This window comes from Paracoccus sp. MC1862 (genome assembly GCF_016617715.1).
Classification (GTDB): Bacteria; Pseudomonadota; Alphaproteobacteria; order Rhodobacterales; family Rhodobacteraceae; genus Paracoccus.
On sequence record NZ_CP067225.1, the window covers coordinates 365,772 to 391,414 of the forward strand.

At 67.0% G+C, this 25,643-nt stretch carries 33 protein-coding genes; 23 read left to right on the top strand and 10 right to left on the bottom strand.

Annotation, left to right across the window (positions count from 1 at the left end; genetic code table 11):
- The first annotated feature begins 6 nt into the window (after window positions 1–6).
- The 8 genes from JGR78_RS01815 to JGR78_RS01850 all read left to right on the top strand — a co-directional run bounded on the left by JGR78_RS01815 (window position 7) and on the right by JGR78_RS01850 (window position 5,499).
- Window positions 7–423 (top strand): succinate dehydrogenase, hydrophobic membrane anchor protein, encoded by a 417-nt coding sequence (locus tag JGR78_RS01815; RefSeq protein ID WP_182791499.1) that lies wholly within the window; start codon window positions 7–9, stop codon window positions 421–423.
- A gap of 7 nt (window positions 424–430) precedes the next feature.
- Window positions 431–2,233, top strand: a complete 1,803-nt coding sequence (gene sdhA / locus JGR78_RS01820; protein ID WP_182791498.1) for a succinate dehydrogenase flavoprotein subunit — start codon at window positions 431–433, stop codon at window positions 2,231–2,233.
- A gap of 65 nt (window positions 2,234–2,298) precedes the next feature.
- Window positions 2,299–2,601 carry a hypothetical protein gene (locus tag JGR78_RS01825; RefSeq protein WP_234450815.1) on the top strand — a complete coding sequence of 101 codons (303 nt, stop codon included), beginning with the start codon at window positions 2,299–2,301 and terminating at the stop codon, window positions 2,599–2,601.
- 23 nt (window positions 2,602–2,624) lie between these two features.
- On the top strand, window positions 2,625–2,933 hold the full coding sequence (locus JGR78_RS01830) for a hypothetical protein (RefSeq protein WP_182791496.1): 309 nt from the start codon (window positions 2,625–2,627) through the stop codon (window positions 2,931–2,933).
- Window positions 2,930–3,715, top strand: coding sequence for a hypothetical protein (locus JGR78_RS01835; RefSeq protein ID WP_182791495.1), 786 nt, complete (start codon window positions 2,930–2,932; stop codon window positions 3,713–3,715). The genes JGR78_RS01830 and JGR78_RS01835 overlap by 4 nt, the downstream gene beginning before the upstream one ends.
- A gap of 3 nt (window positions 3,716–3,718) precedes the next feature.
- A complete protein-coding gene (locus tag JGR78_RS01840) occupies window positions 3,719–4,348 on the top strand; it encodes a hypothetical protein (RefSeq protein ID WP_182791494.1) in 630 nt (209 codons plus the stop codon).
- A 27-nt stretch (window positions 4,349–4,375) separates the two neighbouring features.
- Window positions 4,376–5,155 (top strand): succinate dehydrogenase iron-sulfur subunit, encoded by a 780-nt coding sequence (locus JGR78_RS01845; protein WP_182791493.1) that lies wholly within the window; start codon window positions 4,376–4,378, stop codon window positions 5,153–5,155.
- Between the two features lie 164 nt (window positions 5,156–5,319).
- Window positions 5,320–5,499, top strand: coding sequence for a hypothetical protein (locus JGR78_RS01850; RefSeq protein ID WP_182791492.1), 180 nt, complete (start codon window positions 5,320–5,322; stop codon window positions 5,497–5,499).
- Window positions 5,500–5,546: 47 nt separating this feature from the next.
- Here JGR78_RS01850 and JGR78_RS01855 read toward each other — a convergent pair whose 3' ends face one another.
- A complete protein-coding gene (locus tag JGR78_RS01855) occupies window positions 5,547–5,894 on the bottom strand; it encodes a helix-turn-helix transcriptional regulator (protein ID WP_182791491.1) in 348 nt (115 codons plus the stop codon).
- 171 nt (window positions 5,895–6,065) lie between these two features.
- Here JGR78_RS01855 and JGR78_RS01860 point away from each other — a divergent pair, with 171 nt between their 5' ends.
- From JGR78_RS01860 to JGR78_RS01880, 5 genes are all read left to right on the top strand, one after another.
- The gene (locus JGR78_RS01860) at window positions 6,066–6,455 is read left to right on the top strand and encodes an AtpZ/AtpI family protein (RefSeq protein ID WP_234450816.1); all 390 of its coding nucleotides are present in this window, start codon (window positions 6,066–6,068) and stop codon (window positions 6,453–6,455) included.
- A gap of 41 nt (window positions 6,456–6,496) precedes the next feature.
- Window positions 6,497–7,204: a F0F1 ATP synthase subunit A gene (locus JGR78_RS01865; protein ID WP_182791551.1), complete on the top strand. Its 708-nt coding sequence runs from the start codon at window positions 6,497–6,499 to the stop codon at window positions 7,202–7,204.
- Between the two features lie 50 nt (window positions 7,205–7,254).
- Window positions 7,255–7,497 (top strand): F0F1 ATP synthase subunit C, encoded by a 243-nt coding sequence (locus JGR78_RS01870; protein WP_182791490.1) that lies wholly within the window; start codon window positions 7,255–7,257, stop codon window positions 7,495–7,497.
- Between the two features lie 320 nt (window positions 7,498–7,817).
- The gene (locus JGR78_RS17955; RefSeq protein ID WP_256435050.1) at window positions 7,818–8,369 is read left to right on the top strand and encodes a F0F1 ATP synthase subunit B'; all 552 of its coding nucleotides are present in this window, start codon (window positions 7,818–7,820) and stop codon (window positions 8,367–8,369) included.
- Window positions 8,369–8,926 carry a F0F1 ATP synthase subunit B gene (locus tag JGR78_RS01880; protein ID WP_182805109.1) on the top strand — a complete coding sequence of 186 codons (558 nt, stop codon included), beginning with the start codon at window positions 8,369–8,371 and terminating at the stop codon, window positions 8,924–8,926. Before JGR78_RS17955 ends, JGR78_RS01880 begins: the two co-directional genes overlap by 1 nt.
- Before the next feature lie 76 nt (window positions 8,927–9,002).
- Here the strand turns inward: JGR78_RS01880 and JGR78_RS01885 are convergent, their stop codons facing one another.
- Window positions 9,003–9,665 (bottom strand): OmpA family protein, encoded by a 663-nt coding sequence (locus JGR78_RS01885; RefSeq protein WP_182791489.1) that lies wholly within the window; start codon window positions 9,663–9,665, stop codon window positions 9,003–9,005.
- Between the two features lie 238 nt (window positions 9,666–9,903).
- Between JGR78_RS01885 and nth the strand changes: the two genes are divergently transcribed.
- Window positions 9,904–10,557, top strand: a complete 654-nt coding sequence (nth, locus tag JGR78_RS01890) for an endonuclease III (protein WP_370576394.1) — start codon at window positions 9,904–9,906, stop codon at window positions 10,555–10,557.
- 60 nt (window positions 10,558–10,617) lie between these two features.
- Window positions 10,618–11,601: an adenosine kinase gene (locus JGR78_RS01895; RefSeq protein ID WP_182791487.1), complete on the top strand. Its 984-nt coding sequence runs from the start codon at window positions 10,618–10,620 to the stop codon at window positions 11,599–11,601.
- Window positions 11,602–11,610: 9 nt separating this feature from the next.
- Here the strand turns inward: JGR78_RS01895 and JGR78_RS01900 are convergent, their stop codons facing one another.
- The 7 genes from JGR78_RS01900 to JGR78_RS01930 all read right to left on the bottom strand — a co-directional run bounded on the left by JGR78_RS01900 (window position 11,611) and on the right by JGR78_RS01930 (window position 20,000).
- Window positions 11,611–13,104 carry a sorbosone dehydrogenase family protein gene (locus tag JGR78_RS01900; RefSeq protein WP_200559406.1) on the bottom strand — a complete coding sequence of 498 codons (1,494 nt, stop codon included), beginning with the start codon at window positions 13,102–13,104 and terminating at the stop codon, window positions 11,611–11,613.
- Entirely contained in the window at window positions 13,104–13,535 is a 432-nt protein-coding gene (locus JGR78_RS01905; RefSeq protein WP_182791486.1) for a DUF2231 domain-containing protein, read from the bottom strand. The genes JGR78_RS01900 and JGR78_RS01905 overlap by 1 nt, the downstream gene beginning before the upstream one ends.
- A gap of 129 nt (window positions 13,536–13,664) precedes the next feature.
- Window positions 13,665–15,848, bottom strand: coding sequence for a 3-hydroxyacyl-CoA dehydrogenase NAD-binding domain-containing protein (locus tag JGR78_RS01910; protein WP_182805100.1), 2,184 nt, complete (start codon window positions 15,846–15,848; stop codon window positions 13,665–13,667).
- Between the two features lie 10 nt (window positions 15,849–15,858).
- Window positions 15,859–16,107: a hypothetical protein gene (locus tag JGR78_RS01915; RefSeq protein WP_182791484.1), complete on the bottom strand. Its 249-nt coding sequence runs from the start codon at window positions 16,105–16,107 to the stop codon at window positions 15,859–15,861.
- A 2-nt stretch (window positions 16,108–16,109) separates the two neighbouring features.
- On the bottom strand, window positions 16,110–17,321 hold the full coding sequence (locus JGR78_RS01920; RefSeq protein WP_182791483.1) for an acetyl-CoA C-acetyltransferase: 1,212 nt from the start codon (window positions 17,319–17,321) through the stop codon (window positions 16,110–16,112).
- Window positions 17,322–17,642: 321 nt separating this feature from the next.
- A complete protein-coding gene (locus tag JGR78_RS01925) occupies window positions 17,643–19,418 on the bottom strand; it encodes an acyl-CoA dehydrogenase C-terminal domain-containing protein (protein ID WP_182791482.1) in 1,776 nt (591 codons plus the stop codon).
- A gap of 171 nt (window positions 19,419–19,589) precedes the next feature.
- The gene (locus JGR78_RS01930; RefSeq protein WP_182791481.1) at window positions 19,590–20,000 is read right to left on the bottom strand and encodes a MerR family DNA-binding transcriptional regulator; all 411 of its coding nucleotides are present in this window, start codon (window positions 19,998–20,000) and stop codon (window positions 19,590–19,592) included.
- A 135-nt stretch (window positions 20,001–20,135) separates the two neighbouring features.
- Here JGR78_RS01930 and JGR78_RS01935 point away from each other — a divergent pair, with 135 nt between their 5' ends.
- From JGR78_RS01935 to JGR78_RS01945, 3 genes are read left to right on the top strand one after another with little or no spacing between them, the layout of a single operon-like run.
- Window positions 20,136–20,573, top strand: a complete 438-nt coding sequence (locus JGR78_RS01935; protein ID WP_182805102.1) for a PaaI family thioesterase — start codon at window positions 20,136–20,138, stop codon at window positions 20,571–20,573.
- A gap of 1 nt (window position 20,574) precedes the next feature.
- On the top strand, window positions 20,575–21,039 hold the full coding sequence (locus tag JGR78_RS01940) for a PaaI family thioesterase (RefSeq protein WP_182791479.1): 465 nt from the start codon (window positions 20,575–20,577) through the stop codon (window positions 21,037–21,039).
- 6 nt (window positions 21,040–21,045) lie between these two features.
- On the top strand, window positions 21,046–22,350 hold the full coding sequence (locus JGR78_RS01945) for an MATE family efflux transporter (RefSeq protein ID WP_182791547.1): 1,305 nt from the start codon (window positions 21,046–21,048) through the stop codon (window positions 22,348–22,350).
- 152 nt (window positions 22,351–22,502) lie between these two features.
- Here the strand turns inward: JGR78_RS01945 and JGR78_RS01950 are convergent, their stop codons facing one another.
- Complete coding sequence (locus JGR78_RS01950) at window positions 22,503–22,817, bottom strand: DUF1476 domain-containing protein (RefSeq protein ID WP_182791478.1); 315 nt, start codon at window positions 22,815–22,817, stop codon at window positions 22,503–22,505.
- A gap of 151 nt (window positions 22,818–22,968) precedes the next feature.
- Between JGR78_RS01950 and purC the strand changes: the two genes are divergently transcribed.
- The 5 genes from purC to JGR78_RS01975 are packed head-to-tail and all read left to right on the top strand — an operon-like array spanning window position 22,969 to window position 25,559.
- Complete coding sequence (purC, locus tag JGR78_RS01955; protein WP_182791477.1) at window positions 22,969–23,727, top strand: phosphoribosylaminoimidazolesuccinocarboxamide synthase; 759 nt, start codon at window positions 22,969–22,971, stop codon at window positions 23,725–23,727.
- Window positions 23,728–23,741: 14 nt separating this feature from the next.
- The gene (gene purS, locus JGR78_RS01960; RefSeq protein WP_182791476.1) at window positions 23,742–23,981 is read left to right on the top strand and encodes a phosphoribosylformylglycinamidine synthase subunit PurS; all 240 of its coding nucleotides are present in this window, start codon (window positions 23,742–23,744) and stop codon (window positions 23,979–23,981) included.
- Complete coding sequence (locus JGR78_RS01965; protein WP_182791475.1) at window positions 23,978–24,349, top strand: class I SAM-dependent methyltransferase; 372 nt, start codon at window positions 23,978–23,980, stop codon at window positions 24,347–24,349. Before purS ends, JGR78_RS01965 begins: the two co-directional genes overlap by 4 nt.
- Window positions 24,346–24,693: a hypothetical protein gene (locus JGR78_RS01970; RefSeq protein WP_182805105.1), complete on the top strand. Its 348-nt coding sequence runs from the start codon at window positions 24,346–24,348 to the stop codon at window positions 24,691–24,693. The genes JGR78_RS01965 and JGR78_RS01970 overlap by 4 nt, the downstream gene beginning before the upstream one ends.
- Window positions 24,690–25,559 (top strand): LysR family transcriptional regulator, encoded by an 870-nt coding sequence (locus JGR78_RS01975; protein ID WP_182791473.1) that lies wholly within the window; start codon window positions 24,690–24,692, stop codon window positions 25,557–25,559. Before JGR78_RS01970 ends, JGR78_RS01975 begins: the two co-directional genes overlap by 4 nt.
- The last annotated feature ends 84 nt before the right edge of the window (window positions 25,560–25,643 follow it).

Consider the following 25,643-nt stretch of genomic DNA (forward strand, 5'->3'; position numbering starts at 1 on the left):
TCGTCCATGCGCTACATCACCCCCCGCAAGGCCGCCCGCGGATTGGGCGCGGCAGGTCCAAGCACGGGCACCGCACAGCACTGGTCGATGACCGTCAGCTCGGTCGCGCTGCTGATCCTGACGCCCGCCTTCATCTTCGTGATCGCCTCGGCCATCGGCCTGCCGCATCACGCGGTCTTCGCCTATTTCAGCCAGCCATATCCGGCGATCGTCACGGCGCTGTTCCTGATCGTGGGGATGCTGCACTACATGGGCGGCACCCGCATCATGATCGACGACTATGCCGCCCATACCGAACGCCGGGTCGCGCTGATCGCCGTCCAGCTTTTCGCCTGGGGCGTGATCGCCGCCGCCGTTTATGCGCTGGCCCGCATGGCGCTGTCCCCGGCGGTCGGTTCCATCACCACCGTCGTCGTCCACTGAGGTTCCCATGTCCGCTTACGAATACCAGACGCATGATTACGACGTGGTGGTGGTGGGGGCCGGAGGCGCGGGCCTTCGCGCGACCCTCGGCATGGCCGAGCAGGGCTTCCGCACCGCCTGCGTGACCAAGGTCTTTCCGACCCGCAGTCACACGGTCGCGGCCCAGGGCGGCATCGCCGCCTCGCTGTCGAACATGGGGCCGGACAACTGGCAGTGGCACCTTTACGACACCGTGAAGGGCTCGGACTGGCTGGGCGATACCGATGCGATGGAATACCTCGCGCGCGAGGCGCCCAAGGCCGTCTATGAGTTGGAACATTACGGCGTCCCCTTCAGCCGCACCGAGGAGGGCAAGATCTACCAGCGCCCCTTCGGCGGACATACGACCGAGTTCGGCGAGGGCCCGCCCGTCCAGCGCACCTGCGCTGCCGCCGACCGCACCGGCCACGCGATCCTGCACACGCTGTATGGCCAGAGCCTCAAGGAAAAGGCCGAGTTCTTCATCGAGTATTTCGCGCTCGACCTCATCATCACGGACGGGGCCTGCACCGGCGTCGTCTGCTGGAAGCTGGACGACGGGACCATCCACGTCTTCAACGCCAAGATGGTGGTGCTGGCGACCGGCGGCTACGGCCGCGCCTATTTCAGCGCGACCAGCGCCCATAGCTGCACCGGCGACGGCGGTGGCATGGTCGCCCGCGCGGGCCTGCCCCTGCAGGACATGGAGTTCGTGCAGTTCCACCCGACCGGCATCTACGGTTCCGGCTGCCTGATCACCGAAGGGGCGCGGGGCGAGGGCGGGTATCTCACCAACTCGGAAGGCGAGCGGTTCATGGAACGCTATGCCCCGACCTACAAGGACCTGGCGTCCCGCGACGTGGTCAGCCGCTGCATGACGATGGAGATCCGCGAGGGCAGGGGCGTTGGTTCCGACAAAGACCACATCTTCCTGCACCTGTCGCACCTGCCGCCGGACACGCTGCATGAACGCCTGCCGGGCATCAGCGAATCGGCCAGGATCTTCGCGGGCGTGGACCTGACGCGCGAACCGATCCCGGTGCTGCCGACCGTGCATTACAACATGGGCGGCGTCCCCACGAACTACTGGGGCGAAGTGCTGGCCCCTGAGCAGGGCGACCCCGACCGCGTCTTCCCCGGCCTGATGGCGGTAGGCGAGGCAGGCTGCGCCTCGGTACACGGGGCGAACCGGCTGGGATCGAACTCGCTGATCGACCTCGTGGTCTTCGGCCGCGCTGCAGCGATCCGGGCGGGCGAGGTGATCGACCGCGACTCGGCCATTCCCTCGGTCAACAAGGCCGAGGTGGACCGCGCGCTCGACCGCTTCGACGCGTTGCGCCATGCGAAAGGCGGAACGTCCACGGCGACCTTGCGCGACCGGATGCAGCGCACCATGCAGTCGGATGCGGCCGTGTTCCGCACGGACAAGACACTGGCCGAGGGCGTGGACAAGATGCGCGAGATCGCGCTGGGCCTTGACGACCTGCATGTTACCGACCGCAGCCTGATCTGGAACAGCGACCTGATGGAAACGCTGGAACTGACCAACCTGATGCCGAACGCCCTGGCGACCATCGTGGCCGCCGAGGCGCGCAAGGAATCGCGCGGGGCGCATGCGCATGAGGACTACCCTGATCGGGATGACGCCAACTGGCGCAAGCATTCGCTTGCGTGGGTCGATGGAAATGACGTCAAACTCGCCTATCGGCCCGTCCACCTCGAACCGCTGACGAAGCACGAGGACGGCGGGATCGATCCAAAGAAGATCGCACCGAAAGCGAGGGTCTACTGATGCGTTTCTCTGTTCTTGCCGCTCTTGCAGCCGCTGCCGCCCTGGCGGGCTGCGCGGTTGTTCCGATGACCTCCATCCCCGGGACGGCGGTGGTGTCGCCTCCTCCGGGCGGCACGGTCGTCGTGACCCCGCCACCCGCCGTGCCGAACAATGCCGCCGCCCGCCAGGTCATCAACGCCGAGATGGCGCGCCGCCTGCCAGGGCGCAACGTCGGGCCGCTGACTGACTGCGTGGTGGCCAATGCCACCATGGCGGAACTGGCGGACATCGCTGCGCAGCAGGGGCAGGCGGGCGCCGCCGGGGCCGTGGCCTCGGTCGTGTCGCGCCCCGCCACCTCGCAGTGCATCTCCCGGGCGGCGGTCGCCTGATGCAGCGGCGCGCGCATTCCGGCATGGCCCTGATGCTTCTGCTGGCCTCGGGGATCGCGGCCTGCAGCGGCCCGGTTCCTGTCGCCCGGGCGGAACGTCTCTGCCTTGAGAATGCGCGCGCCGCCACCGGTCCCCGGACCGAGATCGGCCTGGGCCTTGGCACGGACGGCCACAAGGTCCGGACCATGGGCGGCATCAGCGTCTCGCTGTCGTCCGACTACATCAGGGGCCGCGACCCGGCGGTGGCTTTCCACGATTGCGTCCTGCGGCGCTCGGGGCAGGTGCCGACCCGGCCCTTGCACGAACAGCCGGGTTACGGATGGCCGCAGTGACCCGGACGCGTATCTATCGCCGATCAGGCGCCCCCCGCGGCATCGTGCGCGCGCACATGGCGACTTTTCCCGCGCGCGCGGGCATCTTCCGCCGCGTGGTGGACGCGATCCTGCCGCAGGTGGACCGCATGGTCATCGTCTTCAACGAGATGGACGAGGTTCCTGCCGACATCGCCGCGAATGACCGGATCGAGGCGATCACCACCGACCGCGACACCAAGGACCTGGGCCGCTTCTTCATGCCGCCCGAACCGGACGACATCGTCTTCCTGGTTGATGACGATATCCTTTACCCCTCCGATTATGTCCCGCAGTCGATCGAGCGGGCCACCCTGATCGGCTGGGAGGGCAATGTCTTCGGCTATGGGGGCATGAACCACCGTGGCGGCGATCAGCAGGGGACGGGCTGGCAGGCTACCGGCATGTCGCAGGCCCTGCCGTCGGCACGGGGAGTGCGGATGCTGGGCACCGGCTCGGTCGTGGCGCGGGGGGATGCGGTTCCCTCCTTCAGCGAGATGGCGCCTTACTTCGGCCATGCGGACGTGGGCTTCGCGCTGCTGAACCTGCGCGCCGGCCGCAAGGCCTGGATGCTGCCACGGGCCGAGCGGTGGCTGCGAGACGGCATGACCCCCGAGCTTGAGGCGTCGAGCGTGTCGGGAACGCTGCGGACCCGGCCCACGCTGCCGGTGATCGCCGGTATCGGCGAGATCATCGCGGCGCCGCTGGATCACATCGGCATGGCGCCCCGAACCCGCACAAAGACCGCGCAGGAGGCTACCTAGCCCATGTTCGAGGGCGCAGATGACGGCGGGCAGCGCCACGAAGATGCGGAGAAACCCGCATTCCGGCTGACCTTGCCAGATGAGGCGGGCAGGGCCTATGCGGCGGCCTGTTCCTCGGCCCGCGCGGTGCTGGAATATGGCAGCGGCGGCTCGACCTTTCTGGCGCTGCGCGCGGGTGCCGGCTTCGTCATGTCGGTCGAAAGCGACCACGCGTGGTCGCAGCGGATCACCGATGCGCTGGAAACCGAGTTTCCCGCAGAACGCTTTCTGGTGCATCACGCGGATATCGGCCCGACCCTGTCCTGGGGCCGCCCGGCGAAGAATGCGCCCTTCCGGCGGTTTCACCTTTACCCCACCGCGATCTGGGATCATCCGCGCTTCCGGCATCCCGATGTGGTCCTGATCGACGGCCGCTTCCGTGTCGCCTGCTTCCTGACCACGATGATTCGCTGCACCCGCCCTGTCACCGTGCTGTTCGATGACTATATCGACCGCGAGGCTTACCACTGGATCGAGGAACTGGTCCCCCGCGCCGAGATGATCGGCCGCATGGCCCGTTTCACCATCCACCCGCAATCATTGCCGCCCGAGCAGTTGACGCGCTTCGCGGGTGCCTTCACCGACCCGCGCTGAGCCAGCAAGACCCGAAAGGATAGCCCCATGGTCCAGTTCAACCTTCCCAAGAACAGCCGCATCCGGGTCGGAAAGACCTGGCCCCGGCCCGAGGGCGCGACGAACCTGCGCCGCTTCAACATCTATCGCTGGGACCCGGACACCGGGGAAAACCCGCGGCTGGATACCTACTGGATCGACCTCGACAAATGCGGGCCGATGGTGCTGGACGCGCTGATCAAGATCAAGAACGAGATCGACCCGACCCTGACCTTCCGCCGGTCCTGCCGGGAAGGGATCTGCGGCTCCTGCGCCATGAACATCAGTGGCGGCAACCACCTCGCCTGCATCTACGGCATGGACGAGATCGACGGCGACGTGAACATCTATCCGTTGCCGCACATGCCGGTGGTCAAGGACCTGATCCCCGACCTGACGCATTTCTACGCCCAGCACGCGGCGGTGCATCCGTATCTGATCACCGAGACACCCGCCCCCGGCAAGGAATGGCGCCAGTCGATCGAGGACCGCAAGAAGCTGGACGGGCTTTACGAGTGCATCCTCTGCGCCTCGTGTTCCACGGCCTGCCCGTCCTACTGGTGGAACCAGGACCGCTTCATGGGGCCAGCGGCGCTGCTGACCGCCTATCGCTGGATCATCGACTCTCGCGACGAGGCCACGGGCGAGCGGCTGGATGAGCTGGAAGACCCCTTCAAGGTCTATCGCTGTCACACGATCATGAACTGCACCAATACTTGCCCCAAGGGGTTGAACCCGGCGAAAGCAATCGCCGAGATCAAGCACCTGATGGTTGAACGCGCACTCTGAACCGGCGCGTCGGTGCAGGGCCGCCCCCCACGGGGCGGCCTTTTCGATTCAATCCTTACGGCTTTGCCATGATGACCTGGCGTCACGGGCATAGCGAATGCTGCGTTGCAGCATTATATCATGCTGCAAGGGGGGACGTCCTCTAGTCCAAGGTAAGATCCAGAATGAACCGCACTGAACATGACCGGCCGCAGGGCCTGATGGCCGATCTTGAAAACACCTCGCGCACTGTGCGCTGCCTGCCCAATAGGCGCGCGCTGGAGGTCCTGAACCAGATGTATGCCTATCACGACATCCAAGGGCCTGCGGGGCAGATCGAGTCGTCCTACGACCACGCGGCCTGATCCGCGGCAGTCGCACTTGAAACGGGGCCGGACAACCGGCCCTTTTTTCATGCCTGATCGTCGGCCGGGATGCCCATTTCGGCGGCAAGGAACCGCTCGAAATCATCAAGGTCCAGCGGATCGACCTGACCGAAGACGCGCATCCAGACAGCGGCCGCCCGCATCCCCTCGGGGTCGAGCTTGCACCAGGTGATCCGTCCGCGCCGTTCCTGCTGGATCAGCCCGGCCGCAGCCAGCGTCGCCAGGTGCTTGGAGATCGCGGCAAGGCTGATCCCGAAGGGCGCGGCCACGTCCGTGACCGCCATGTCATCCTCAAGCAGCATCGACAGGATCGCCCGCCGGGTGGGGTCGGCAAGGGCCGCGAAGATCGCGTCGAGGTCGGAGTCGCGGGTCATTTGCCATGTTCAACTGAAAGGTTGAATGATGAACCGCCCATCAGGGCGCGGCAAGCAAAAGGCGCTCGGACGGGAAATCCAGTCAGATCAACGTGGTTGCACTTGCGAGGCCGTGGTTGACTCGGGCCGGGGCAGTCCCTATCAGGCAGCGCAACGCGAAGGGGACAGGGCGTGTCGGACCAAGGCGATGACGGCGTCCAGAAGGCGCGCGACGCCGAACGGCTGAGGGCGCTGGAAGAACGTTTGTCGCAGGCTCGCCGCGACGATCGGCTCGCACCCCCCGGAATGGACAAGTTCGCCCATGCCAACCAGGCATGGCGGATGGTCATCGAGCTTGTCGCCGGCCTCGCCGTGGGATTCGGCGTCGGCTACGGGCTTGACCGGCTGCTCGGCACGACGCCGATCCTGCTGGTGATCTTCATCTTCCTCGGCTTCGCGGCCGGAGTGAAGACAATGCTGCGGACCGCCGCCGAGATGGGCGGGGCCGCTGCCGGAACAGGGCCGGGCAAGCCGGCAGGCGACAAGCCGGCGGGCGATCCGCCGAAGGACGAAAGGGACTGAGCGTGGAGAACGAAGAAAGCACGGGCCTGGTTTTCCACCCGATGGACCAGTTCATCGTCCGTCCGCTGTTCGGCGACGGGCCGGTCCACTGGTACACGCCCACCAACGTGACCCTGTGGCTGATGCTGGCCGTGCTGGTCGTGTGGCTGCTGTTCGTCGCGGGCACCTCGGGCCGGTCGCTGATCCCGTCCCGCGTGCAGTCCGTAGCGGAACTGACCTACGGCATGGTTCACAAGATGGTCGAGGACGTGACCGGTAAAGAGGGGCTGCGCTACTTCCCCTACATCTTCACGATGTTCTGCTTCATCCTGTTTGCGAACCTGCTGGGCCTGATCCCCAAGTCCTTCACCACAACCTCGCATATCGCCGTCACCGGCGTGCTGGCGCTGCTGGTGTTCTTCGGCGTCACCATCCTGGGCTTCGTGCTGAACGGGACGCACTTCCTCGGCCTCTTCTGGGTCAAGTCGGCGCCCTTGGCGCTGCGCCCAGTCTTGGCCGTGATCGAGCTGATCTCGTATTTCGTGCGTCCCGTCAGCCATTCCATCCGACTTGCGGGCAACCTGCTGGCGGGTCACGCCGTCATCAAGGTCTTCGCGGCCTTCGCCGCCATCGCGGTTGTGGCCCCGGTCTCGATCCTTGCCATTGTCGGCATGTATGCCTTCGAGGTCATGGTCTCCGTGATCCAGGCCTATGTCTTCACCATCCTGACCTGCGTGTATCTCAAGGACGCGCTGCATCCGGGCCACTGACGTCCGCAGGATTTTTCAGCAACCGTTTCCAAAGCCTCAAGGAGCATCTCATGGAAAACGTCGCGAACTACGCCGATCTGGGCAAATACCTGGGTGCGGGCTTGGCCTGCATCGGCATGGCGGGTGCCGCCATGGGCGTGGGCAACGTTGCCGGCAACTACCTGGCCGGTGCCCTGCGCAACCCCTCGGCCGCCGCGTCGCAGACCGCCACGCTGTTCATCGGCATGGCCTTTGCCGAAGCCCTTGGCATCTTCTCGTTCCTCGTCGCGCTGCTGCTGCTGTTCGCAGCCTGATCCCGGCGCCACTCCTTGCTTTTGGGCGGGCGCATGACGCGCCCGCCCGATTGCCAACCGCAGGCCAGGGATAGGAAATGTTCAGCCTAATGCAGCAGACCGCCCCGACCGCGGTCGAAACGACCACCACGACGACCGGGGCAGCGACCACCGCACCCGTCGTGTCCACCGCTCCGGTCGCGGCCGCGGAATCGCCCGCGGCCCAGACCCATGCCACCGATTCCATCATCGTGCCGGGCGCCTCGGGCGTCGAGCACGCCCCCGGCATCGCGCAGAACGGGCAGGGACACCTGCCGACCGACAGCCTTGCGGGTGCGGCCGTGCCGGGCACCGACACGACCCATGCCGTCGCGCATGGTGCCGATGCTGCCGCCTCGGCTGGGATGCCGCAGCTCGACTTTGCCAGCTTCGGCAACCAGATCTTCTGGCTGCTGGTGGCGCTGGGGCTGATCTACCTGATCCTGTCGCGCGTCGCGCTGCCCCGCATCGGCCGCATCCTCGGCGACCGGCAGGGGTTGATGACCGCCGACCTCGCCGCGGCCGAGGACTTCAAGCGCAAGGCGCGCGAGGCCGAGTCGGTCTACGACAAGGCGCTGGCCGACGCACGCGCCGAGGCGCAGAAGATCGTGGCCGCCAACAAGGCCGAGATCGACGCGGAACTGTCCGTCGCCATCGCCAAGGCCGATGCCGAGATCGCCGCCCGGACCCAGGAATCCGAGCGCCGGATTTCCGAGATCCGGGACTCCGCCGCAACCGACGCCCGCAGCGTCGCCCGCGATGTCGCGGCCGAGCTGGTGCGGACCTTCGGCGGCAACCCCGATGGCTCGATCGACCAGGCCGTCGATGCCCGCATCAAGGGAGCCGTGCTATGATCGCCCGCCTGACCGCCCTTGTGGCCGCTCTGGCCGCCAGCCCCGCGCTGGCCGCCACGGGGCCGTTCTTCTCGCTGCGCAACACGGATTTCATCGTGCTGCTGGCGTTCCTCGCCTTCATCGGCATCCTGCTGTATTACAAGGTGCCGGGCGCCACCGGCCGGCTGCTGGACCGCCGGGCCGAGGGGATCAAGGCCGACATCTCGGAAGCCCGCCGCCTGCGGGACGAGGCGCAGGAAATCTACGCCAGCTACGAACGCCGCCAGCGCGAGGTTCACACCCAGGCCGGCGAGATCGTCGCCAACGCGCGCCGCGAGGCGATAGCTCAGGCCGAAAAGGCCAAGGTCGATCTGCAGAAATCCATCGAGCGGCGCCTGCAGGCAGCCCAAGACCAGATCACGGCCGCCGAGAACGATGCGGTCCGCGCCGTCCGCAACCAGGCGATCCAGGTCGCCATGGCCGCGGCAACCGAGGTGCTTGGCCGCCAGATGGGGGCGCAGGACCGCAGCGCCGGCATTGACCGCGCCATCGACGACGTGGCCCGCCACCTGAACTGATCCGCCGCTGCTGACGGACGCGGATGAAAAAACCCCCGGTGTCGCCACCGGGGGTTTTCCTTTGCCTGTGCCGATCTCAGCGGTTCGGGCGGATGATGATCTCGACCCGGCGGTTCTGGGCGCGGCCCGCCTCGGTCGCGTTCGAGGCCACGGGCTGGTTCATCCCCAGCCCCTGCGTCGCGATGCGGTTCGGGGATACGCCGCCTGCCGTCAGGATGGAGGCCACCGACCGCGCTCGGCGCTGCGACAGGTCCATGTTGTAGGCGGCAGCCCCGGTCGAGTCGGTATGGCCGATCACCTGCACGGTCGAGTTCGGATATTGCTGCAGGTTCCGCGCCAGCGCGTAAAGGTCGTTCTGCGCCGGGCCGGACACGGCAGAGCTGTCAAAGGCGAACAGCACGCCTTCGGGCAAGGTGACGTTCAGCGTCTGTCCGGTGTTGACCACCTGCACGCCGGGCGTGGTCATCTGGCTTTGCAGCGCGCGTGCCTGCGCGTCCAGCACCGAGCCGATCAGGCCGCCCGCCGCGCCCCCGGCGATCGCGCCCCGCGCGATGTCGCGCCCGCGGTTGTTGCTGTCGTCGTCGCGGACCGCGCCAAGGACCGCGCCGGTCGCGGCGCCGGCGATGATGCCCTGCTGTGTCCTGTTCATGTTGCCGAACTGGCCATAGGGGTCCTGGGCGCAGGCGCCAAGCGCCATGACCCCCACGGAGGCGATCAACAGGTGAACTCGGCGGATCATGGTTCTGTCCTTTCCTTTGCCAAGGCGGCGTGGCGCCCGTCAGGGTCGCCCGTCATGCCGCCGAACGGCGCCAGCCTTTCAGAAGTTCCCCCCGGCTGCCAGCCGAAGCCCCTGAAAGCGCGTCACATTCCCTCGACTTTCCCGAAGGCTTGCGTGTTTCCGCCGATCGAGGCATCACCCTGCCATGGCCCGGACCCCTTCCCCTGCCGACAAGACTCTCGCCCGTGGCAAGGGGCGGGTGCCGCCGCCGCTGCCTTACCGCGATCAGGTCGCCATCTTCGGCATCCTGCAGGCGGCGAACCCGCAGCCGGTGACCGAGCTACAGTATCGCGACGCCTTCACCCTGCTGGTGGCGGTGGCGCTGTCGGCGCAGGCGACGGACGTGGGCGTGAACAAGGCGACGCCTGCGCTGTTCGACGCAGCCCCCACGCCGCAGGCGATCGCCGCCTTGGGGGTCGAGGGCGTGACCGAACTGATCCGCACCATCGGCCTTTACCGGCAGAAGGCGAAGAACGTCGTCGCCCTGTCGCAGCGGCTGGTGGATGACTTCGGGGGCGACGTGCCTACCTCGCGCGCCGCGCTGATGAGCCTGCCGGGGGTGGGGCGCAAGACCGCGAATGTGGTGCTGAACTCGTTCTTCGGCATCCCGGCGCAGGCGGTGGACACCCATATCTTCCGTGTCGGCAACCGCACCCGCATCGCGCCGGGCCGCGACGAGGCCGAGGTCGAGCGCGCCATCGAGGATAATGTCCCCGCCGGGTTCCAGCAGAACGCCCATCACTGGCTGATCCTGCACGGCCGCTACATCTGCCAGGCCCGCCGCCCGCGCTGCACCATCTGCCCGATCCGCGCGCATTGCCCCTATGAGCCGAAGACGACCGATCCGGTCTGACCTCTTGTCCCCGCCGCGTGTCCCCGGTTTAAGCGCCGGGACAGGCACAAGGGGTAGCGCATGGCATATCAGGTGATCGGCATCGGCAATGCCGTGATGGACGTGATCTCCACGGCAAGCGACGCGCGGCTTGCCGAACTGGGCATCCAGAAGGGCATCATGCAACTGATCGAGCGTGACCGCGCCGAGGAACTGACCCATGCCGGGAATGGCGCGCGGCTGGTCCCCGGCGGCTCGGTCGCGAACACGCTGACGGGCTTGGGGAGGATGGGGCTGTCCACCGCCTTCATCGGCCGGGTGGCGGCGGATGATCTGGGCCGGGCCTATGCGCATGAGATGGGAACGGACGGCACGGATTTCGTCAATGCGCCGGTGGAGGCAGGGCTTCCGACCTCGCGATCCATCATCTTCGTGACGCCCGACGGCGAGCGGTCGATGAACACCTATCTCGGCATCTCGGCGGAACTGGATGGGGACGACGTGGACGCGGGTTTGTTCTCGGGCGGAAGCTGGCTGTTTCTCGAAGGTTATCTCTTCGACAAGCCCAAGGGAAAGGCCGCCTTCCTCAAGGCCGCCGAGGCCTGCCATGCGGCGGGGGGACAGGCGGGCATCGCGCTGAGCGATCCTTTCTGCGTGGACCGCCACCGGGCGGATTTCCGGCGGCTGGTGGCGGGGCCGATGGATTACGTCATCGGCAATCTGCACGAATGGCAGGCGCTTTATCAGGTCGAGGATCTGGAGGAGGCGCTGCGCCTCGCCTCGGCCGATTGCGGGACGGTGATCTGCACCCGCTCGGGCGAGGACGCTATCCTGATCCGGGGGGGGGAACGGGTGACGGCTCCGGTCCATCGGGTGACGCCGGTCGATGCGACCGGGGCAGGGGACCAGTTCGCGGCGGGGCTGATCTACGGGCTGGCGACGGGCAAGCCGCTGGCGGTCGCGGGCCGCATGGGCTGCATTGCGGCGGCCGAGGTGATCACCCACCTCGGCGCCCGTCCCGAGGCGGACGTCATGGCGCTGTTCCGGGCCGAAGGGCTGGTCTGAGAGGCAACCTCACTCTTCAGGTGTCAATGGCACCTGCGTCGGCTGGCCGTAGCCGGTCGTGGGGGCCGAAGGTTGTTCCGAGGCCGGCAGCGTCGGCGCGGGGGGCGTGGGCGCCTGTTCCGCACCGGTCGTGGCCGGGCTTGTCCCGGTCTCGCCCGACGTGGGGGCCGGCTGCGTTGCCGCCGCCTGGGCCACCGGCACGGGATTGTCCGGCGTAACCCGCCAGACCGTGTTCGACAGGTCGTCGGCCACGATCAGAGCGCCGCGGGGATCGATCGTCACCCCCACGGGGCGACCGCGAGTGTTGTCCTCGTCCTGCAGGAAGCCGGTCACGAAGTCGATCGGCTCTCCGACGGGGCGTCCGTCCTCGAAGGGGACGAAGATCACCCGGTAGCCGACCGGCGGGTTGCGGTTCCAGCTTCCATGCTCGCCCACGAAGACGCCGTCCGCGAATTCAGCCCCCATCGCCGGGACCGAGAAATCCACGCCCAGCGCCGCCACATGCGAGCCCAGCGCATAATCCGGCACGATTGCTGAAGCGACCAGTTCAGGGTTCTGGGGCTGGGTGCGGATATCCACGTTCTGGCCCCAGTAGCTGTAGGGCCAACCGTAGAACCCTCCCTCCTGCACCGAGGTGAGATAGTCGGGAACAAGGTTCGGGCCGATCTCGTCCCGTTCGTTCACCACGGCCCAGAGCTGGCCCGTTTCCGGCTGGATCGTCAGCGCGGTCGGGTTGCGAAGGCCCGTGGCGTAAACCCGGCTGGCCCCGGTCTGGGTGTCGATCTGCCAGACCATGGCGCGGTCTTCCTCGATATCCAGCCCGCGTTCGGTGATGTTGCTGTTCGATCCGATGCCGACATACAGGAAGCGCCCGTCCTCGCTGGCGGTCATCGCCTTGGTCCAGTGATGGTTGATCGCCGCAGGAAGGTAGGTCAGGGTCGTGGGCGGGCCGCTCGCCTGCGTCTGGCCGTCGCTATAGTCAAAGCGCACTACGGCATCCTGGTTGGCGACGTAGATGGTGCCGTCGATATAGGCCAGCCCGTAGGGCGCGTTCAGGTTCTCGGCAAAGATTTCCTGCTGTTCATAGGTGCCGTCGCCGTCCGCATCGCGCAGCAGCGTCAGGCGGTTCCCCGGCTCGACCGAGCTTTTGCCCAGGTTCTTGATATAGGACGCGATGATGTCCTTGGGGCGCAGGGCAGGGGCGTTGCCGCCCGAGCCTTCCGCCACCAGGATGTCCCCGTTTGGCAGGACCAGGGTCTGGCGCGGAATCCGCAGGTCCGTGGCAATGGGCTGGATGGTATAGCCTTCGGGCACCGTGGGACGCTCGTCGCCCCAGAGGGCGGGACGCGGGATCGTCATGGTCGGCAGCAACCCGCGCTGCGGTTCGGGCAGCGTGGGGTTCGGGCCGTATTCCGGGGGCGGCGTTCCGCCATCCTGCGCCGATGCGCCAGTCGTCAGGGCAGCAACCGCCATGGCGGTGCCGAGAAGAAGAAGCGGGCGCATCAGTTCACCTCGTCGATGGAAAGACCGGAATAGCCGATCCACGCGGCGACAAGCGCCAGAAAGGCCGAGATCGCCGACAGCCAGATCGCCTCGGGCATGATGGCCCAAGCGTCCTTGGCATGGATGAAGGCGTTCATCAGCCCCAGCACCCACATTGCCAGCAGCACGACGAAATAGATGATGGTGCGGCGGCGTCCGCGGGTTTCCCGGCGGAACAGGTTGATCAGCGCCCAGAGCCCGACAAAGGCCCCGACCAGCAGGCCACCTGCATTCAGCCATTGCGCGAAGTTCGCCCACTGGATCTCGTAGGTCGCGCGGTAAGCGAAATCGCTGAGCAGGGTGCCGAGGAACAGGGGGAAAGGGAATGACAGAAGGATCGCGTGGATCGGATGAATCGGTCTGAGGTCGATCGGACCGTAAACTGCTACCATAACCAACTTCCCTGCACTGCCAGAACCCGGAACGCACGAAGCCGTGAGTGGTTCCCCTGCCGGTTGCAGAAGAAAGCGGGCGCGAAAGCCGGTTCCGCGCCCGCTGCAGTCATGGCGGAGCGGTCTGCGTCAGGCTGCCTGCCGCTCTGCCCCGAAGCGGCCGTAGAAGCTTTCGCCCTTGTCGGACATCTCGCGCAGCAGCGCGGGCGGGGCGAAGCGGTCGCCATGCTCGGCGGCCAGCTTTTCAGCGATTTCCACCGCGCGCCCGGCCCCCAGCATGTCCAGCCAGCCGAAGGGCCCACCGGTCCAGGGCGCGAAGCCCCAGCCGAGGATGGCGCCCACGTCGCCCTCGCGGATGTCGGTCAGCACGCCCTGTTCCAGCGCCCGCACGGCTTCCAGTGCCTGCACGAACATCAGGCGGTGCTGGACTTCGGTCAGTTCGGGCTGGTCCTCGGCACGGGGCCAGTTTGTCCCCAGCCCCGACCAGAGGTCCTGGCGCTTGCCCGCCTCGTCATAGTCGTAGAAGCCCGCTTTCGCCTTGCGGCCCATCCGGTCCTCGTCGGCCAGCTTGAAGATCACGGCGTCCACGTCCTGATCGGTGTAGGCCTCGCCCATCGCGGCCTTCGTCGCCTTGGCGATCTTGACGCCCAGGTCGATCGAGGTCTCGTCCACAAGCTGCAGAGGTCCCAGCGGCATCCCCATCAGCTTGGCCGCGTTCTCGATCAGCGTGGGATTTACCCCTTCGCCGACCATGCGGATGCCTTCGTTGATGTAGGGAATGATGCAGCGGTTGGCGTAGAAGAAGCGCGCGTCGTTCACCACGATGGGCGTCTTGCGGATCTGCCGCACGAAGTCGAGCGCCTTGGCCACCGCGCGGTCGCCGGTCTGCTGGCCGCGGATGATTTCCACCAGCGCCATCTTGTCCACCGGGCTGAAGAAGTGGATGCCGATGAACTGATCGGGTCGCTTGCTGGCCTTCGCCAGATCGCTGATCGGCAGGGTCGAGGTGTTGGTGGCAAAGATTGCATCCTCGGGGATCACCGCCTCGGCCTTTGCGGTCACGTCGGCCTTGACCGAGGGATCCTCGAACACCGCCTCGACGATCAGGTCGCAGCCGTCCAGCGCGGCGTAATCCGTTGTCGCGGTGATCCGGCCCAGAACCTCGGCCTTCTTCTCCTCGGTGACCTTCCTGCGGCTGATGCCCTTGTCCAGAATGCCGGTCGAGTAGGACTTGCCGCGATCCGCCGCCTCCTGCGTCGAGTCGATCAGCACGACCTCGATGCCTGCGTTGGCCGAGACATAGGCGATGCCCGCGCCCATCATGCCCGCGCCGAGGACGCCCAGCTTGCGGACCCGCTGGTCCAGGGCCTCGGGGCGGTTCGCGCCCTTCTCCAGCGCCTCCTTGTTGATGAAGAGGCTGCGGATCATGTTCGTGGACGAGGGGTTCATCAGGACATGGGTGAACCAGCGCGCCTCGATCTTCAGCGCGGTGTCGAAGTCCACCAGCGATCCTTCATAGACCGCGCTCATCAGCCCCTTGGCGGCCGGATAGACGCCCATCGTCCGCCCCATCACCATCGCCGAGGCGCCGAGGAAGGTCATGAAGCCCCCCAGCGTATAGGGCGAGCCGCCGGGCATCTTGTAGCTCTTCTGCTCCCACGGCTTGACCAGGTCGGCGTCGGTGGCCTTCAAGACCCATTCGCGGGCGGCGGCAACGGGATCGTCCACCACCTCGTCGATCACGCCTGCGGCTTTCGCCTTCTGCGGGTCGTTCATCTTGCCTTCCAGCAGCAGCGGAGCCGCCGCCATCGCGCCCAGCTTGCGGATCAGCCGCGTGGTGCCGCCCGCGCCGGGGAAGATGCCGACCATGATCTCGGGCAGGCCGATCTTTGCCTTCAGATTGTTCGCGGCAAAGATGCGATGGGTCGCCAGCGGCAGCTCCAGCCCGATCCCCAGCGCGGTGCCGGGCAGGGCGGCGGCGATGGGCTTGGCCCCCTTCTGCGTCTTGCGGTCCATGCCCGCGAGTTCGATCTTGCGCAGCAGGTGGTGCAGGCTCATCACGCCGTCGAAGACCGTCTGCGCGCCGCCTTCCTTCATCTGCGCCAGCACGTTCAGGTCCATGCCGGCGGCGAAGTCCGCCTTGCCGCTGGTGATGACGATGCCCTTCACAGCTGCGTCCGCCAGCGCGTCGTCGATCAGGTTGCTGAGTTCACCCGCGCCGTCCATCGACAGCACGTTCATCGACTTGCCGGGCACGTCCCAGGTGATGACGGCGACGCCATCGTCGCCCTTCTGCATGGTGAAATCGGTCATCTCATTCTCCCTATCGGACGATCTGGATTTCGCGGGGCGAAATGAGATTCGTCTGCTTCGTGGCCTGACCCTTCATGCGGAGCGAGAAGCCGTGCTGCTCCACAAGCCGCACGGCTTCTTCCAAAGTGTCAGCCAGCACCTTGTTTTTCGCGTGGTGCTTCTCATTACCGTATTGCGGATTTCCAAGGACGTAGCGTCCAGCGCGATCGGGATGCGGCAGATAAATCTCGCCGTCCGGGCGTTTGCGAAAGACCTGCATGCTCACACCCGCTCGATGATCGTTGCCGCACCCATGCCGGACGCCACGCAGAGGGTCGCGAGACCCGTTTCCTTGTCCTGCCGCTCCAGTTCGTCCAGCAGCGTGCCGATGATGATGGCGCCGGTCGCGCCCAGCGGGTGGCCCATGGCGATGGCGCCGCCATTGACGTTGACCCGCGCGGGATCGACCTGGAAGGCCTGCATGAAGCGCAGGACGACCGAGGAGAAAGCCTCGTTCACCTCGAAGAGGTCGATGTCCGAGATGCTCATGCCCGACTGCTGCAGCACCCGCTCCGTCACCGGGACCGGGCCGGTCAGCATGATCGTCGGATCGGTGCCGATCTTGGCCGTGGCGCGGATGCGGGCGCGGGGCTTCAGGCCGCGGGCCTCGCCCCATTCGCGGCTGCCGATCAGAACCGCCCCCGCGCCGTCCACGATGCCCGAGGAGTTCCCGGCGTGGTGGATATGCTCGATCCGGTCGAGGTGCGGGTATTTCAGCAGCGCGACCTTGTCGAAGCCGGGCATGACCTCGCCCATCTCCTTGAAGGCGGGTTTTAGCTTGGCCAGATCTTCCATCGTTGTGCCCGGGCGCATGTATTCGTCGCGCTCGAGGATCACGACGCCGTTCTGGTCCCGCACCGGGACGATGGACCTGGCGAAGCGCCCTTCCTCCCACGCCTTGGCGGCGCGGCGCTGGGATTCGACCCCGAAGGCGTCGGCTTCCTCGCGGGTGAAGCCGTATTCGGTGGCGATGATGTCGGCGGAAATGCCCTGCGGGACGAAGTAGGTCTTCATGGCAAGGCTGGGGTCCACGGCGATGGCCGCGCCGTCGCTGCCCATCGCCACGCGGCCCATCATCTCGACGCCGCCCGCGATATAGGCCTCGCCCGCGCCGGCCTTGACCTGGTTGGCGGCGAGGTTAACGGCCTCCATGCCGCTCGCGCAGAAGCGGTTGATCGAAAGGCCCGGCACCCGCTCGTCGAGGTCCGAGAGCAGCACGGCGGACCGCGCAAGGCAGCCGCCCTGTTCGCCGACCTGGGTGACGTTGCCCCAGATCACGTCCTCGACCACGTGGTCGCTCAGGCCGTTGCGCTCCTTGACCGCATTCAGCAGGCGCGCGGACAGCGCGACCGCCGTGACTTCGTGCAGGCTGCCGTCCTTGCGGCCCTTGCCGCGCGGCGTGCGGGCGGCGTCATAGATATAGGCGTCGGTCATGCGTCCTCCGATCGAAGCGTTTGCGCGGGTCGCGTGCCGGGGGCTTCGCGCCCCCATCGTCGTATACGACGATCCCGCGGGATATTTGTTCGAAGAAGAATCTCGTGAGCGGTTAACCGTTTCTCAAGGCTTCTGCTTCAGTGTCATTCTCACGGTACAGGCTGGGAAGCCGATGACCGTCGAAGGAGAAGGAAGCCTCGGTCCGCCAGAGATGCCCAAGGGCCGCGCGAACCGAGGCCGCTATTTCGGCCTGCGTTCTTCTTCGTCAAAATATCCCCGCCGGAGGCTCCGGCCCTGCCGCAGGCGGGGAGGGTGGTCATCTCAGAACTGCTCGGCCGCAAGCGCCATCACCGGCTCGGCCCCCGACTGGATGCGGGCCAGATGTGTGCCAGTCATCGGCAATTGCCGCTTCATGTAGTAGCGGCCGGTCATCAGCTTGGCTTCGTAGAAGGCGCGGTCACCGGTGCCCTCGTCCAAAGCCTTCTGGGCTGCGACCGCCATGCGGCCCCACATCAGGCCCAGCGCGGCGTGGCCGAACAGGTGCATGAAGTCATAGCTGCCTGCCAGCGCGTCGTTCGGGTTCTTCATGCCGCGTTCCATGAAGAACATGGCCGCCGCCTGCAGGTCCTTGGATGCGGCCTTCAGCGGGCCGAGAAAATCGGCCTTCAGCGCCGCGTTCCCCTCGTTCTCTCTGATGAAGCCCTTGACCATCTCGAAGAAGGCCATGACGTGCCTGCCGCCGTCGAGCGCCAGCTTTCGGCCCACGAGATCCAGCGCCTGGATGCCGTTCGCACCCTCGTAGATCATGGCGATGCGGGCGTCGCGGACGAACTGCGACATCCCCCATTCCTCGATATAGCCGTGGCCGCCATAGACCTGCTGGGCCTGCACGGTGCCCTCGAACCCCTTGTCGGTCAGGAAGCCCTTGATGACGGGGGTCATCAGCGAGACCAGCCCCTCGGCCGCCGCGTCGCCGTTGTGGCCACGGTCGATCATGTGCGCGCCCCAGAAGGCCAGCGCACGGGCGCCTTCAAGGAAGGACCGCTGGTCCATCAGCGCGCGGCGGATGTCGGGATGCACGATGATCGGGTCGGCGGGGCCTTGGGGGTTCTCGGCCCCCGTGACCGCACGGCCCTGCAGCCGGTCGCGGGCATAGGCGACCGAGTTCTGATAGGCGGCCTCGGCCACCGCATAGCCCTGAAGGCCCACGCCCAGCCGCGCCTCGTTCATCATGGTGAACATGGCGCGCATGCCCTTGTGCAACTCGCCCAAGAGCCACCCTTTCGCCCCGTCATAGTTCATGACGCAGGTGGAATTGCCATGGATGCCCATCTTTTCCTCGATCTTGCCGACCGAGACGGGCTGGCGATCGCCAAGCGAGCCGTCCTCGTTCACCAGGAACTTCGGAACGATGAACAGGCTGATGCCCTTGGTGCCCTCGCCCCCGCCCGGAGCCTTGGCCAGAACCAGATGGATCACGTTCTCGGACAGGTCATGGTCGCCGGCCGAGATGAAGATCTTCTGCCCGGTGATCAGGTAGCTGCCGTCCTCCTGCGGTTCGGCCTTGGTCCGCAGCATCCCCAGATCCGTGCCGCAATGCGGCTCGGTCAGGTTCATGGTGCCTGTCCAGTCGCAGGACACCATCTTCGGCAGGTAGGTCCGCTTCTGCGCGTCCGTGCCATGCGCGTGGATCGCGGAATAGGCGCCGTGGGTCAGGCCCTGGTACATGTTGAAGGCCATGTTGGCCGACACGAACATCTCGCCGGTGGCCACGCCCATCACATAGGGCATCCCCTGGCCACCATATTCCGGGTCGCAGTCAAGCCCGGTCCAGCCGCCTTCCTTCATCGCCTCGAAAGCCGCCTTGAAGCCCTCGGGCGTGCGGACGGCACCATTTTCCAGGACGCAGCCCTGCTGGTCGCCCACGGCGTTCAGCGGGGCCAGCACCTCGCTTGCGATCTGGCCCGCGGCTTCCAGCACGGCCTCGGTGAAGGACGGATCAAGCTCGGCGTGGCCCGGCAGGTCCGAGGCCGAGATTTTCAGCACCTCGTGCAGCAGGAACTGCATGTCGCGGATCGGGGCGGTATAGGCGGTCATGCGGCCTCTCTCAACTTTCGCGCGGCGGCGGGCAGAGGGCTGCGCCGGCGCAAAGCCGGCCGTCGTCGGACATCGCCGAGCCCCCCGCGCCAGCCCTGTGGGGGAAGCATGGCAGGCCCCCCTGCGGTTCGCCAGCACGAACGCTGCGTCAGGGGGCCGGGTGCCGGAAGGTCAGCTGGCCTGCCCCTCGGCCCGCGCCTCGGTGGGCATGTCGGCCAGCAAGTCGATCGTGTCGTCTCGCAGCTTGCGCAGGTCGGTGATCGAGGCGTCCAACTCGGCCCGCTGGTTGGTCAGCACGTCCAGCTGCCGGGTTGCGAATTCGACCCACACCTCGTATTGCGCGCGGGTGCCCTGCTGCTGGTAGATCAGCAGCCACTGGCGGATTTCCTCAAGGCTGAAGCCGAAGCGGCGGCCGCGCATGATCAGCTTCATGCGCGCGATCTCGCGCGGGCCATACCAGCGGGCGCGGCCCTCGCGCCGGGGGCTGAGCAGTTCGATGTATTCGTAGTACCGCAGGGTGCGCGGCGTCACGTCGAAGCGGGCGCACATGTCCTTGAAACTGATCCAAGTGTTCTCTGGCATGGCCCTGCGCCCTGATGAATTGCCGCAACGTAACGCAGTGCCGGGCCGACCTCAACCACTGCGGGTGCGTTCCGCGCCGGCTTGCGGGGAAGCCGCGCCCGTTGCAGTGATCGGAGGCGCGACAGGAGGACAAGGATGGAACTGCTGCCCGGCACCGCGAGCCTGGACGAAACCGCGCTGGCGCGTGCGATGATCGAGGTCATCCCCCACGCCAGCGCCCTGGGGATGGAACTGGTCGAGGCCGGTCCCGGCGTGGTCGAGATCGCCATGCCCTGGCGCGAGGAGTTCGTGGGCGATCCCCGCACCGGCGTCCTGCACGGGGGCGTGATCTCGGCCCTGATGGACACCTGCTGCGGGGCGGCGGTGCTGACCCATCCCGACCGGCCGGCGACGACGGCGACCATCGACCTTCGGATCGACTACCTGCGGTCCGCGACCTCGGGGCAACGGGTGCGGACGCGGGCAGAATGCTTTCACATGACCCGCTCGGTCGCCTTTGTCCGCGCCGTGGCCCATGACGAGGGTGAAAGCCCGGTCGCCACGGCCACCGGCACCTTCACCGTGGGGGTGTGACATGGACCATGTGTTCGCCATCCGCGAATCGACCGTCGAGCGGATGCTGGCCGAGGTTCCCTATGTGCGCTGGCTGGGGGTCCGGGTGGACCGGCGGGGGGACGAGCTGACCGCTGTCCTGCCATTTTCGGACAGGCTGATCGGCAACCCGGTGCTGCCCGCCCTGCATGGCGGGGTCACAGCCGCATTCCTGGAAACCACCGCGGTCCTCGGCCTTGTCTGGGCCGTGCTGGGCGAGGATGGCCGCGAGCTGCATCCCGGACCGGACGGGTTGCCGCGCCTGCCCAAGACCATCGACTTCACCATCGACTACCTGCGCTCGGCCGGCGCCCGCGACGCCTATGCCCGCGCCCGCGTGGTCCGGCTGGGCCGCCGCTATGCCAGCGTGCAGGTCGAGGCCTGGCAGGACAGCCCCGAGCGCCCCTTTGCCCAGGCGAGCGGCCATTTCCTGATGGCGCAGGGCTGAGGATTGATGCCTCCTGACGCGCTGACCCATCGCCGGGTGCTGGCGATCGCGCTGCCGATCGTGCTGGCAAACGCGACCATCCCGATCCTGGGAATGGTGGATACCGGCGTCGTGGGCCAGTTGGGCGAGGCCGCGCCGATCGGCGCGGTGGGGATCGGGGCGGTGATCCTGACCTCGCTTTACTGGATCTTCGGCTTCCTGCGGATGGGCACCTCGGGGCTGGTGGCGCAGGCGCATGGGGCGGGGGACCGGGCGCAGTCGGGGGCGCATCTGCTGCGGGCGCTTTGCGTGGGGCTGGGCGCCGGGCTGCTGCTGGTTCTGCTGCAGGGGCCGCTGATCGGGCTTGCCTTCCGGCTGTCGCCCGCGTCAGTCGAGGTCGAGACGCTGGCGCGGCAATACCTGTCCATCCGCATCTGGGGCGCGCCCGCGACCATCGGGATGTATGCGCTGACCGGATGGATGATCGCGGTCGAGCGGACGCGAGTGATCCTGCTGGTGCAACTGCTGATAAATGCTGTCAACATCGGGCTGGACCTGTGGTTCGTGCTGGGGCTGCACATGGGCGTGCCGGGGGTGGCCTGGGCAACGCTGGCGGCCGAGTGGTCGGGCTTCGCGCTGGCGCTGTGGTTCGCGCGGCACGCGCTGCGGGACGGGCTTCAGGCAGGCGGACTGTGGGCGCGCGAGCATCTGGCGCGGATGGCGGGCGTGAACGGCGACATCATGATCCGCTCGGTGCTGCTGCAGGCGTCCTTCACCACCTTCCTGTTCATGGGAGCGGCGCAGGGCGACGTGACGCTGGCCGCCAACCAGGTTCTGATGCAGTTCCTGCAGATCACCGCCTATTCGCTGGACGGACTGGCCTTCGCCGCCGAGACGCTGGTGGGGCAGGCGGTCGGCGCGCGGCGGCCCGAGCGGGTGCGGCGAGCGGCCCGCCTGACCAGCGCCTGGGCTGCGGCCGGGGCGCTGCTGCTGGCGGCGGTCTTTGCGGGGGCGGGCGGGACGATCATCGACCTGCTGACCACCTCGCCCGAGGTGCGCGAGGTGGCGCGCGTCTACTTGCCCTGGCTGGTGATCGCCCCGCTGGTGGGCGTGGCTAGCTGGATGCTGGATGGCATCTTTATCGGCGCCACGCTGACGCGCGAAATGCGCAACGCCATGGTGCCCTCGGTGGCCGTCTATGTGCTGGCGCTGCTGATCCTGCCGCCGGCTTTCGGCAACCACGGGCTGTGGGCAGCGCTGATGATGCTGAACGCCATGCGCGGGATCATGATGGGGCGGCGCTATCCAAAAGCCGAGGCCGCCGCCGCATGAAGAAGGCGCGCGCATCTTCTTGTCGGTGGAGTTCCCTCGGCCTGACACCAGGGTGCCGGGTTGCAGGGTGAGTGCCTCACCCGATGATCAACCCGGCCGGATCGGCGTCGGCACTGGCGCCGCTTTCTTTTTTCCGGACAGTGGAGGCCTTCTCAGACCTCGTCGACGACCTGGCGGCGGGCCTCGGCGCGCAGTTCGACCATCTTGGAGCGGATGGTCGCCTCGTCGGCCTTGCCGGCAAGGTCCTCGCTGAGCTTGCGGAACACGTCGTCTTCGCCCGGCTCCTCGAAGTCCGAGGTCACGACGGTCAGCGCATAGGTCCGCGCCTCGTCCCCGGTCTTGCCCAGCAGCCCCGCCGCCCATTCGCCCAGCAGGCGGTTGCGCCGCGCCTCGGCCTTGAACCGCAGTTCGGCGTCATGGGCGAACTTGGTTTCATAGGAACGTTCGCGGTCGTCGAAAGTGGTCATTGCGGCCTCCGTCCAAGGGTTGCGTTTGATATGCCTCTGCTACCCTCTTGCCGCAACCCCGTTTCCGGCCCCGCCCGTATTGCCCCCGAAGGTCGAACGGCGCTATGGGTGCGGCGACGTTCAACGCTTTGCCCAGACGAAAGGCGCGATCATGGCCCCGCGGCGCAAGAAGATCTACGAGGGCAAGGCCAAGATCCTTTACGAAGGCACCGAGCCTGGCACCCTGATCCAGTATTTCAAGGACGACGCCACCGCCTTCAACGCCCAGAAGAAAGCCGTGATCGACGGTAAGGGCGTGCTGAACAACCGCCTGTCCGAATATTTCATGCAGGGCTTGGGCAATATCGGCGTCCCCACCCATTTCATCCGCCGCATCAACATGCGCGAGCAACTGATCCGGCAGGTCGAGATCATCCCGCTGGAAGTGATCGTGCGAAACTTTGCCGCCGGATCCATCTCCAAGCGGCTGGGGATGGAGGAAGGGACGCAACTGCCCCGGCCCATCGTCGAATACAGCTACAAGAACGATGAGCTCGGCGATCCGATGGTCAGCGAGGAATACATCATCGCCTTCGGCTGGGCCACGCAGCAGGACATGGACGACATTGTGTCCTTGGCGCTGCGGGTCAACGACTTCCTGTCGGGGGTGTTCTATGGCGTCGGCATCAAGCTGATCGACTTCAAGATCGAGATCGGCCGCATCTGGGACGGCGACTTCATGCGGCTGGTCGTGGCCGACGAGATCAGCCCCGACAGTTGCCGGCTGTGGGACGTGAAAACCGGGCAGAAGCTGGACAAGGACGTGTTCCGCCGCGACCTGGGCAGCCTGACCGACGCCTATACCGAGGTCGCGCGCCGCCTAGGCGTCATGCCTGCCGCCGTTCCGGTCAAGCCGACGCTCATCAACTGAAAGGACCGCCGCGCATGAAAGCCCGAGTCACGATCATGCTGAAGAATGGCGTCCTCGACCCGCAGGGCGAGGCGATCCGCCATGCGCTGCGCACGCTGGGCTTTTCCGGGGTGAACAGCGTCCGGCAGGGTAAGGTGATCGAGTTGGACCTGTCTACCACCGACCGCGCCGAGGCCGAAGCCGAGGTCGGCCGGATGTGCGAGAAGCTGCTGGCCAACACCGTCATCGAAAGCTGGCGGGTCGAGATCCTGTGACCGGCGGCGCGGGCGATTACGCCGAGGCCCGCCCGACCTATCCCCCTGAACTCGCCGCCGCGCTGGCTGCGCTCTGCCCCGGACGCGGGCTAGGGGTGGATGTCGGCTGCGGCTCGGGGCAGTTGACCTTGACGCTGGTAGGTCACTTCGACGCCGTGCCGGGGATCGATGTCAGCCCCGCCCAACTGGCCGAGGCACCCGCGCATCCGTGCATCGACTGGCGCGCGGGCGGGGCGGACGCGCTGCCCGTGGCTGACGGCTCCGCCGATCTGGGGGTCGTGGCGCAGGCCGCGCGCTGGTTCGACCTTTCCGCCCTCTACGCCGAGGTCCGGCGGGTCTTGCGTCCTGGCGGGGTGGTGGGCTGGTGAGCTATGGCCCCGCCGAAGTCGCGGGCGTCCTGGGCGACCGCTTTGCCCGCTTCTACCACGACGAGATCGCGCCCTTCTGGCCGCCCGAGCGCGTTCATGTCGAGAACGGCTACCGCGACCTTCCCTTTCCCTTCCCGCGTCCTGTCGTTCCCCAGCGGGAAATCGCTGCCGAATGGCCGCTGTCGGGCCTGCTCGGCTATGTCCGAAGCTGGTCGGCAGCCCGCGCGTGCGGCACGGAGTCCGCAGTGACAGCCTTTAACGACGACGCGCTGGCGATGCTTCCACCCGGTGCCCCTGTCTTGATCCGCTTTCCCCTGACGGCAATCGCAGGCCGGGTCGCATGATCGACCGGCTGCACGCCTTCATGGTCCTTGCGCGCGAGCGGCATTTCGGCCGCGCCGCCGAGGCGCTGGGGATCACCCAGCCCTCGCTGTCCTCGGCGCTGAAGTCGCTTGAGGATCAACTGGGCGTGCAGCTTGTCCGGCGCGGCTCGCGCTTCCACGGGCTGACCCCGGAGGGCGAGCGGGTGCTGGACTGGGCGCGGCGCATCGTCGGCGACGTGCGGACCATGCAGGCGGAACTGCGGGCGACCCGCAGCGGCGTCTCGGGCCGGCTACGGCTGGGGGTGATCCCCACCGCCATGCCGCGCATCGCGGAACTGACGGCGCCGTTCCTGTCGCGCCATCCCTCGGCCCAGGTCACGATCCTGTCGCGGTCGTCGGACGAGATCCGCGACCAGATCGCCGCGCTGGAACTGGACGCGGGCGTGACCTATCTCGACGGCGAGCATCTGGGCCGGCTGCGGACGGTGCCGCTGTTTCTGGAAACCCTGTGCCTCGTGGACCGGACCGACGACTCGGGGCCTGTGTCCTGGACCGAGGCGGCGACGCGCCCCTTGTGCCTGCTGACCCCCGATATGCAGAATCGTCGAATCGTCTCGGCCCGGCTGGCCGAGGCGGATGCGCCGGCGGTGCCGCGGGTCGAATCGAACTCGATGCTGGCGATCCTGTCCCATGTGACGACCGGCGACTGGGCGGCGATCCTGCCGCAGGCGCTGGCGGACGGCTTGCCGTTGCCGGCGGGCGTGCGGGCGCGCCCGCTGTCGGACGGGCCGGGCAACCGGGTCGGGCTGGTGCTTGCAGAACGCGAGCCGCTGTCGCCACTGGTCGAGGCGCTGATGCAGGTGGCGCGGCAGAGTTTCAATAGATAAACTCTATCAACGAACGATACTTCAGGATTGATGTGCCTATCGCGGCGACCTATGCCTAGGGCGCAAGCGGATTTCCCTCGGAGC

Coding starts and splice junctions, on each gene's coding strand:
- JGR78_RS01975 (WP_182791473.1), top strand. CDS start 24,690: ATGATCGACCGGCTGCACGCCTTCATGGTCCTTGCGCGCGAGCGGCAT.
- JGR78_RS01920 (WP_182791483.1), bottom strand. CDS start 17,321: ATGACCGACGCCTATATCTATGACGCCGCCCGCACGCCGCGCGGCAAG.
- JGR78_RS01930 (WP_182791481.1), bottom strand. CDS start 20,000: ATGCCAGAGAACACTTGGATCAGTTTCAAGGACATGTGCGCCCGCTTC.
- JGR78_RS01940 (WP_182791479.1), top strand. CDS start 20,575: ATGGACCATGTGTTCGCCATCCGCGAATCGACCGTCGAGCGGATGCTG.
- JGR78_RS01845 (WP_182791493.1), top strand. CDS start 4,376: ATGGTCCAGTTCAACCTTCCCAAGAACAGCCGCATCCGGGTCGGAAAG.
- JGR78_RS01885 (WP_182791489.1), bottom strand. CDS start 9,665: ATGATCCGCCGAGTTCACCTGTTGATCGCCTCCGTGGGGGTCATGGCG.
- JGR78_RS01900 (WP_200559406.1), bottom strand. CDS start 13,104: ATGCGCCCGCTTCTTCTTCTCGGCACCGCCATGGCGGTTGCTGCCCTG.
- JGR78_RS01825 (WP_234450815.1), top strand. CDS start 2,299: ATGACCTCCATCCCCGGGACGGCGGTGGTGTCGCCTCCTCCGGGCGGC.
- JGR78_RS01945 (WP_182791547.1), top strand. CDS start 21,046: ATGCCTCCTGACGCGCTGACCCATCGCCGGGTGCTGGCGATCGCGCTG.
- JGR78_RS01915 (WP_182791484.1), bottom strand. CDS start 16,107: ATGCAGGTCTTTCGCAAACGCCCGGACGGCGAGATTTATCTGCCGCAT.
- JGR78_RS01830 (WP_182791496.1), top strand. CDS start 2,625: ATGGCCCTGATGCTTCTGCTGGCCTCGGGGATCGCGGCCTGCAGCGGC.
- JGR78_RS01895 (WP_182791487.1), top strand. CDS start 10,618: ATGGCATATCAGGTGATCGGCATCGGCAATGCCGTGATGGACGTGATC.
- JGR78_RS01840 (WP_182791494.1), top strand. CDS start 3,719: ATGTTCGAGGGCGCAGATGACGGCGGGCAGCGCCACGAAGATGCGGAG.
- sdhA (WP_182791498.1), top strand. CDS start 431: ATGTCCGCTTACGAATACCAGACGCATGATTACGACGTGGTGGTGGTG.
- JGR78_RS01865 (WP_182791551.1), top strand. CDS start 6,497: ATGGACCAGTTCATCGTCCGTCCGCTGTTCGGCGACGGGCCGGTCCAC.
- JGR78_RS01870 (WP_182791490.1), top strand. CDS start 7,255: ATGGAAAACGTCGCGAACTACGCCGATCTGGGCAAATACCTGGGTGCG.
- JGR78_RS01850 (WP_182791492.1), top strand. CDS start 5,320: ATGAACCGCACTGAACATGACCGGCCGCAGGGCCTGATGGCCGATCTT.
- JGR78_RS01905 (WP_182791486.1), bottom strand. CDS start 13,535: ATGGTAGCAGTTTACGGTCCGATCGACCTCAGACCGATTCATCCGATC.
- JGR78_RS01925 (WP_182791482.1), bottom strand. CDS start 19,418: ATGACCGCCTATACCGCCCCGATCCGCGACATGCAGTTCCTGCTGCAC.
- JGR78_RS01815 (WP_182791499.1), top strand. CDS start 7: ATGCGCTACATCACCCCCCGCAAGGCCGCCCGCGGATTGGGCGCGGCA.
- JGR78_RS01910 (WP_182805100.1), bottom strand. CDS start 15,848: ATGACCGATTTCACCATGCAGAAGGGCGACGATGGCGTCGCCGTCATC.
- JGR78_RS01855 (WP_182791491.1), bottom strand. CDS start 5,894: ATGACCCGCGACTCCGACCTCGACGCGATCTTCGCGGCCCTTGCCGAC.
- purC (WP_182791477.1), top strand. CDS start 22,969: ATGGCCCCGCGGCGCAAGAAGATCTACGAGGGCAAGGCCAAGATCCTT.
- JGR78_RS01950 (WP_182791478.1), bottom strand. CDS start 22,817: ATGACCACTTTCGACGACCGCGAACGTTCCTATGAAACCAAGTTCGCC.
- JGR78_RS01935 (WP_182805102.1), top strand. CDS start 20,136: ATGGAACTGCTGCCCGGCACCGCGAGCCTGGACGAAACCGCGCTGGCG.
- purS (WP_182791476.1), top strand. CDS start 23,742: ATGAAAGCCCGAGTCACGATCATGCTGAAGAATGGCGTCCTCGACCCG.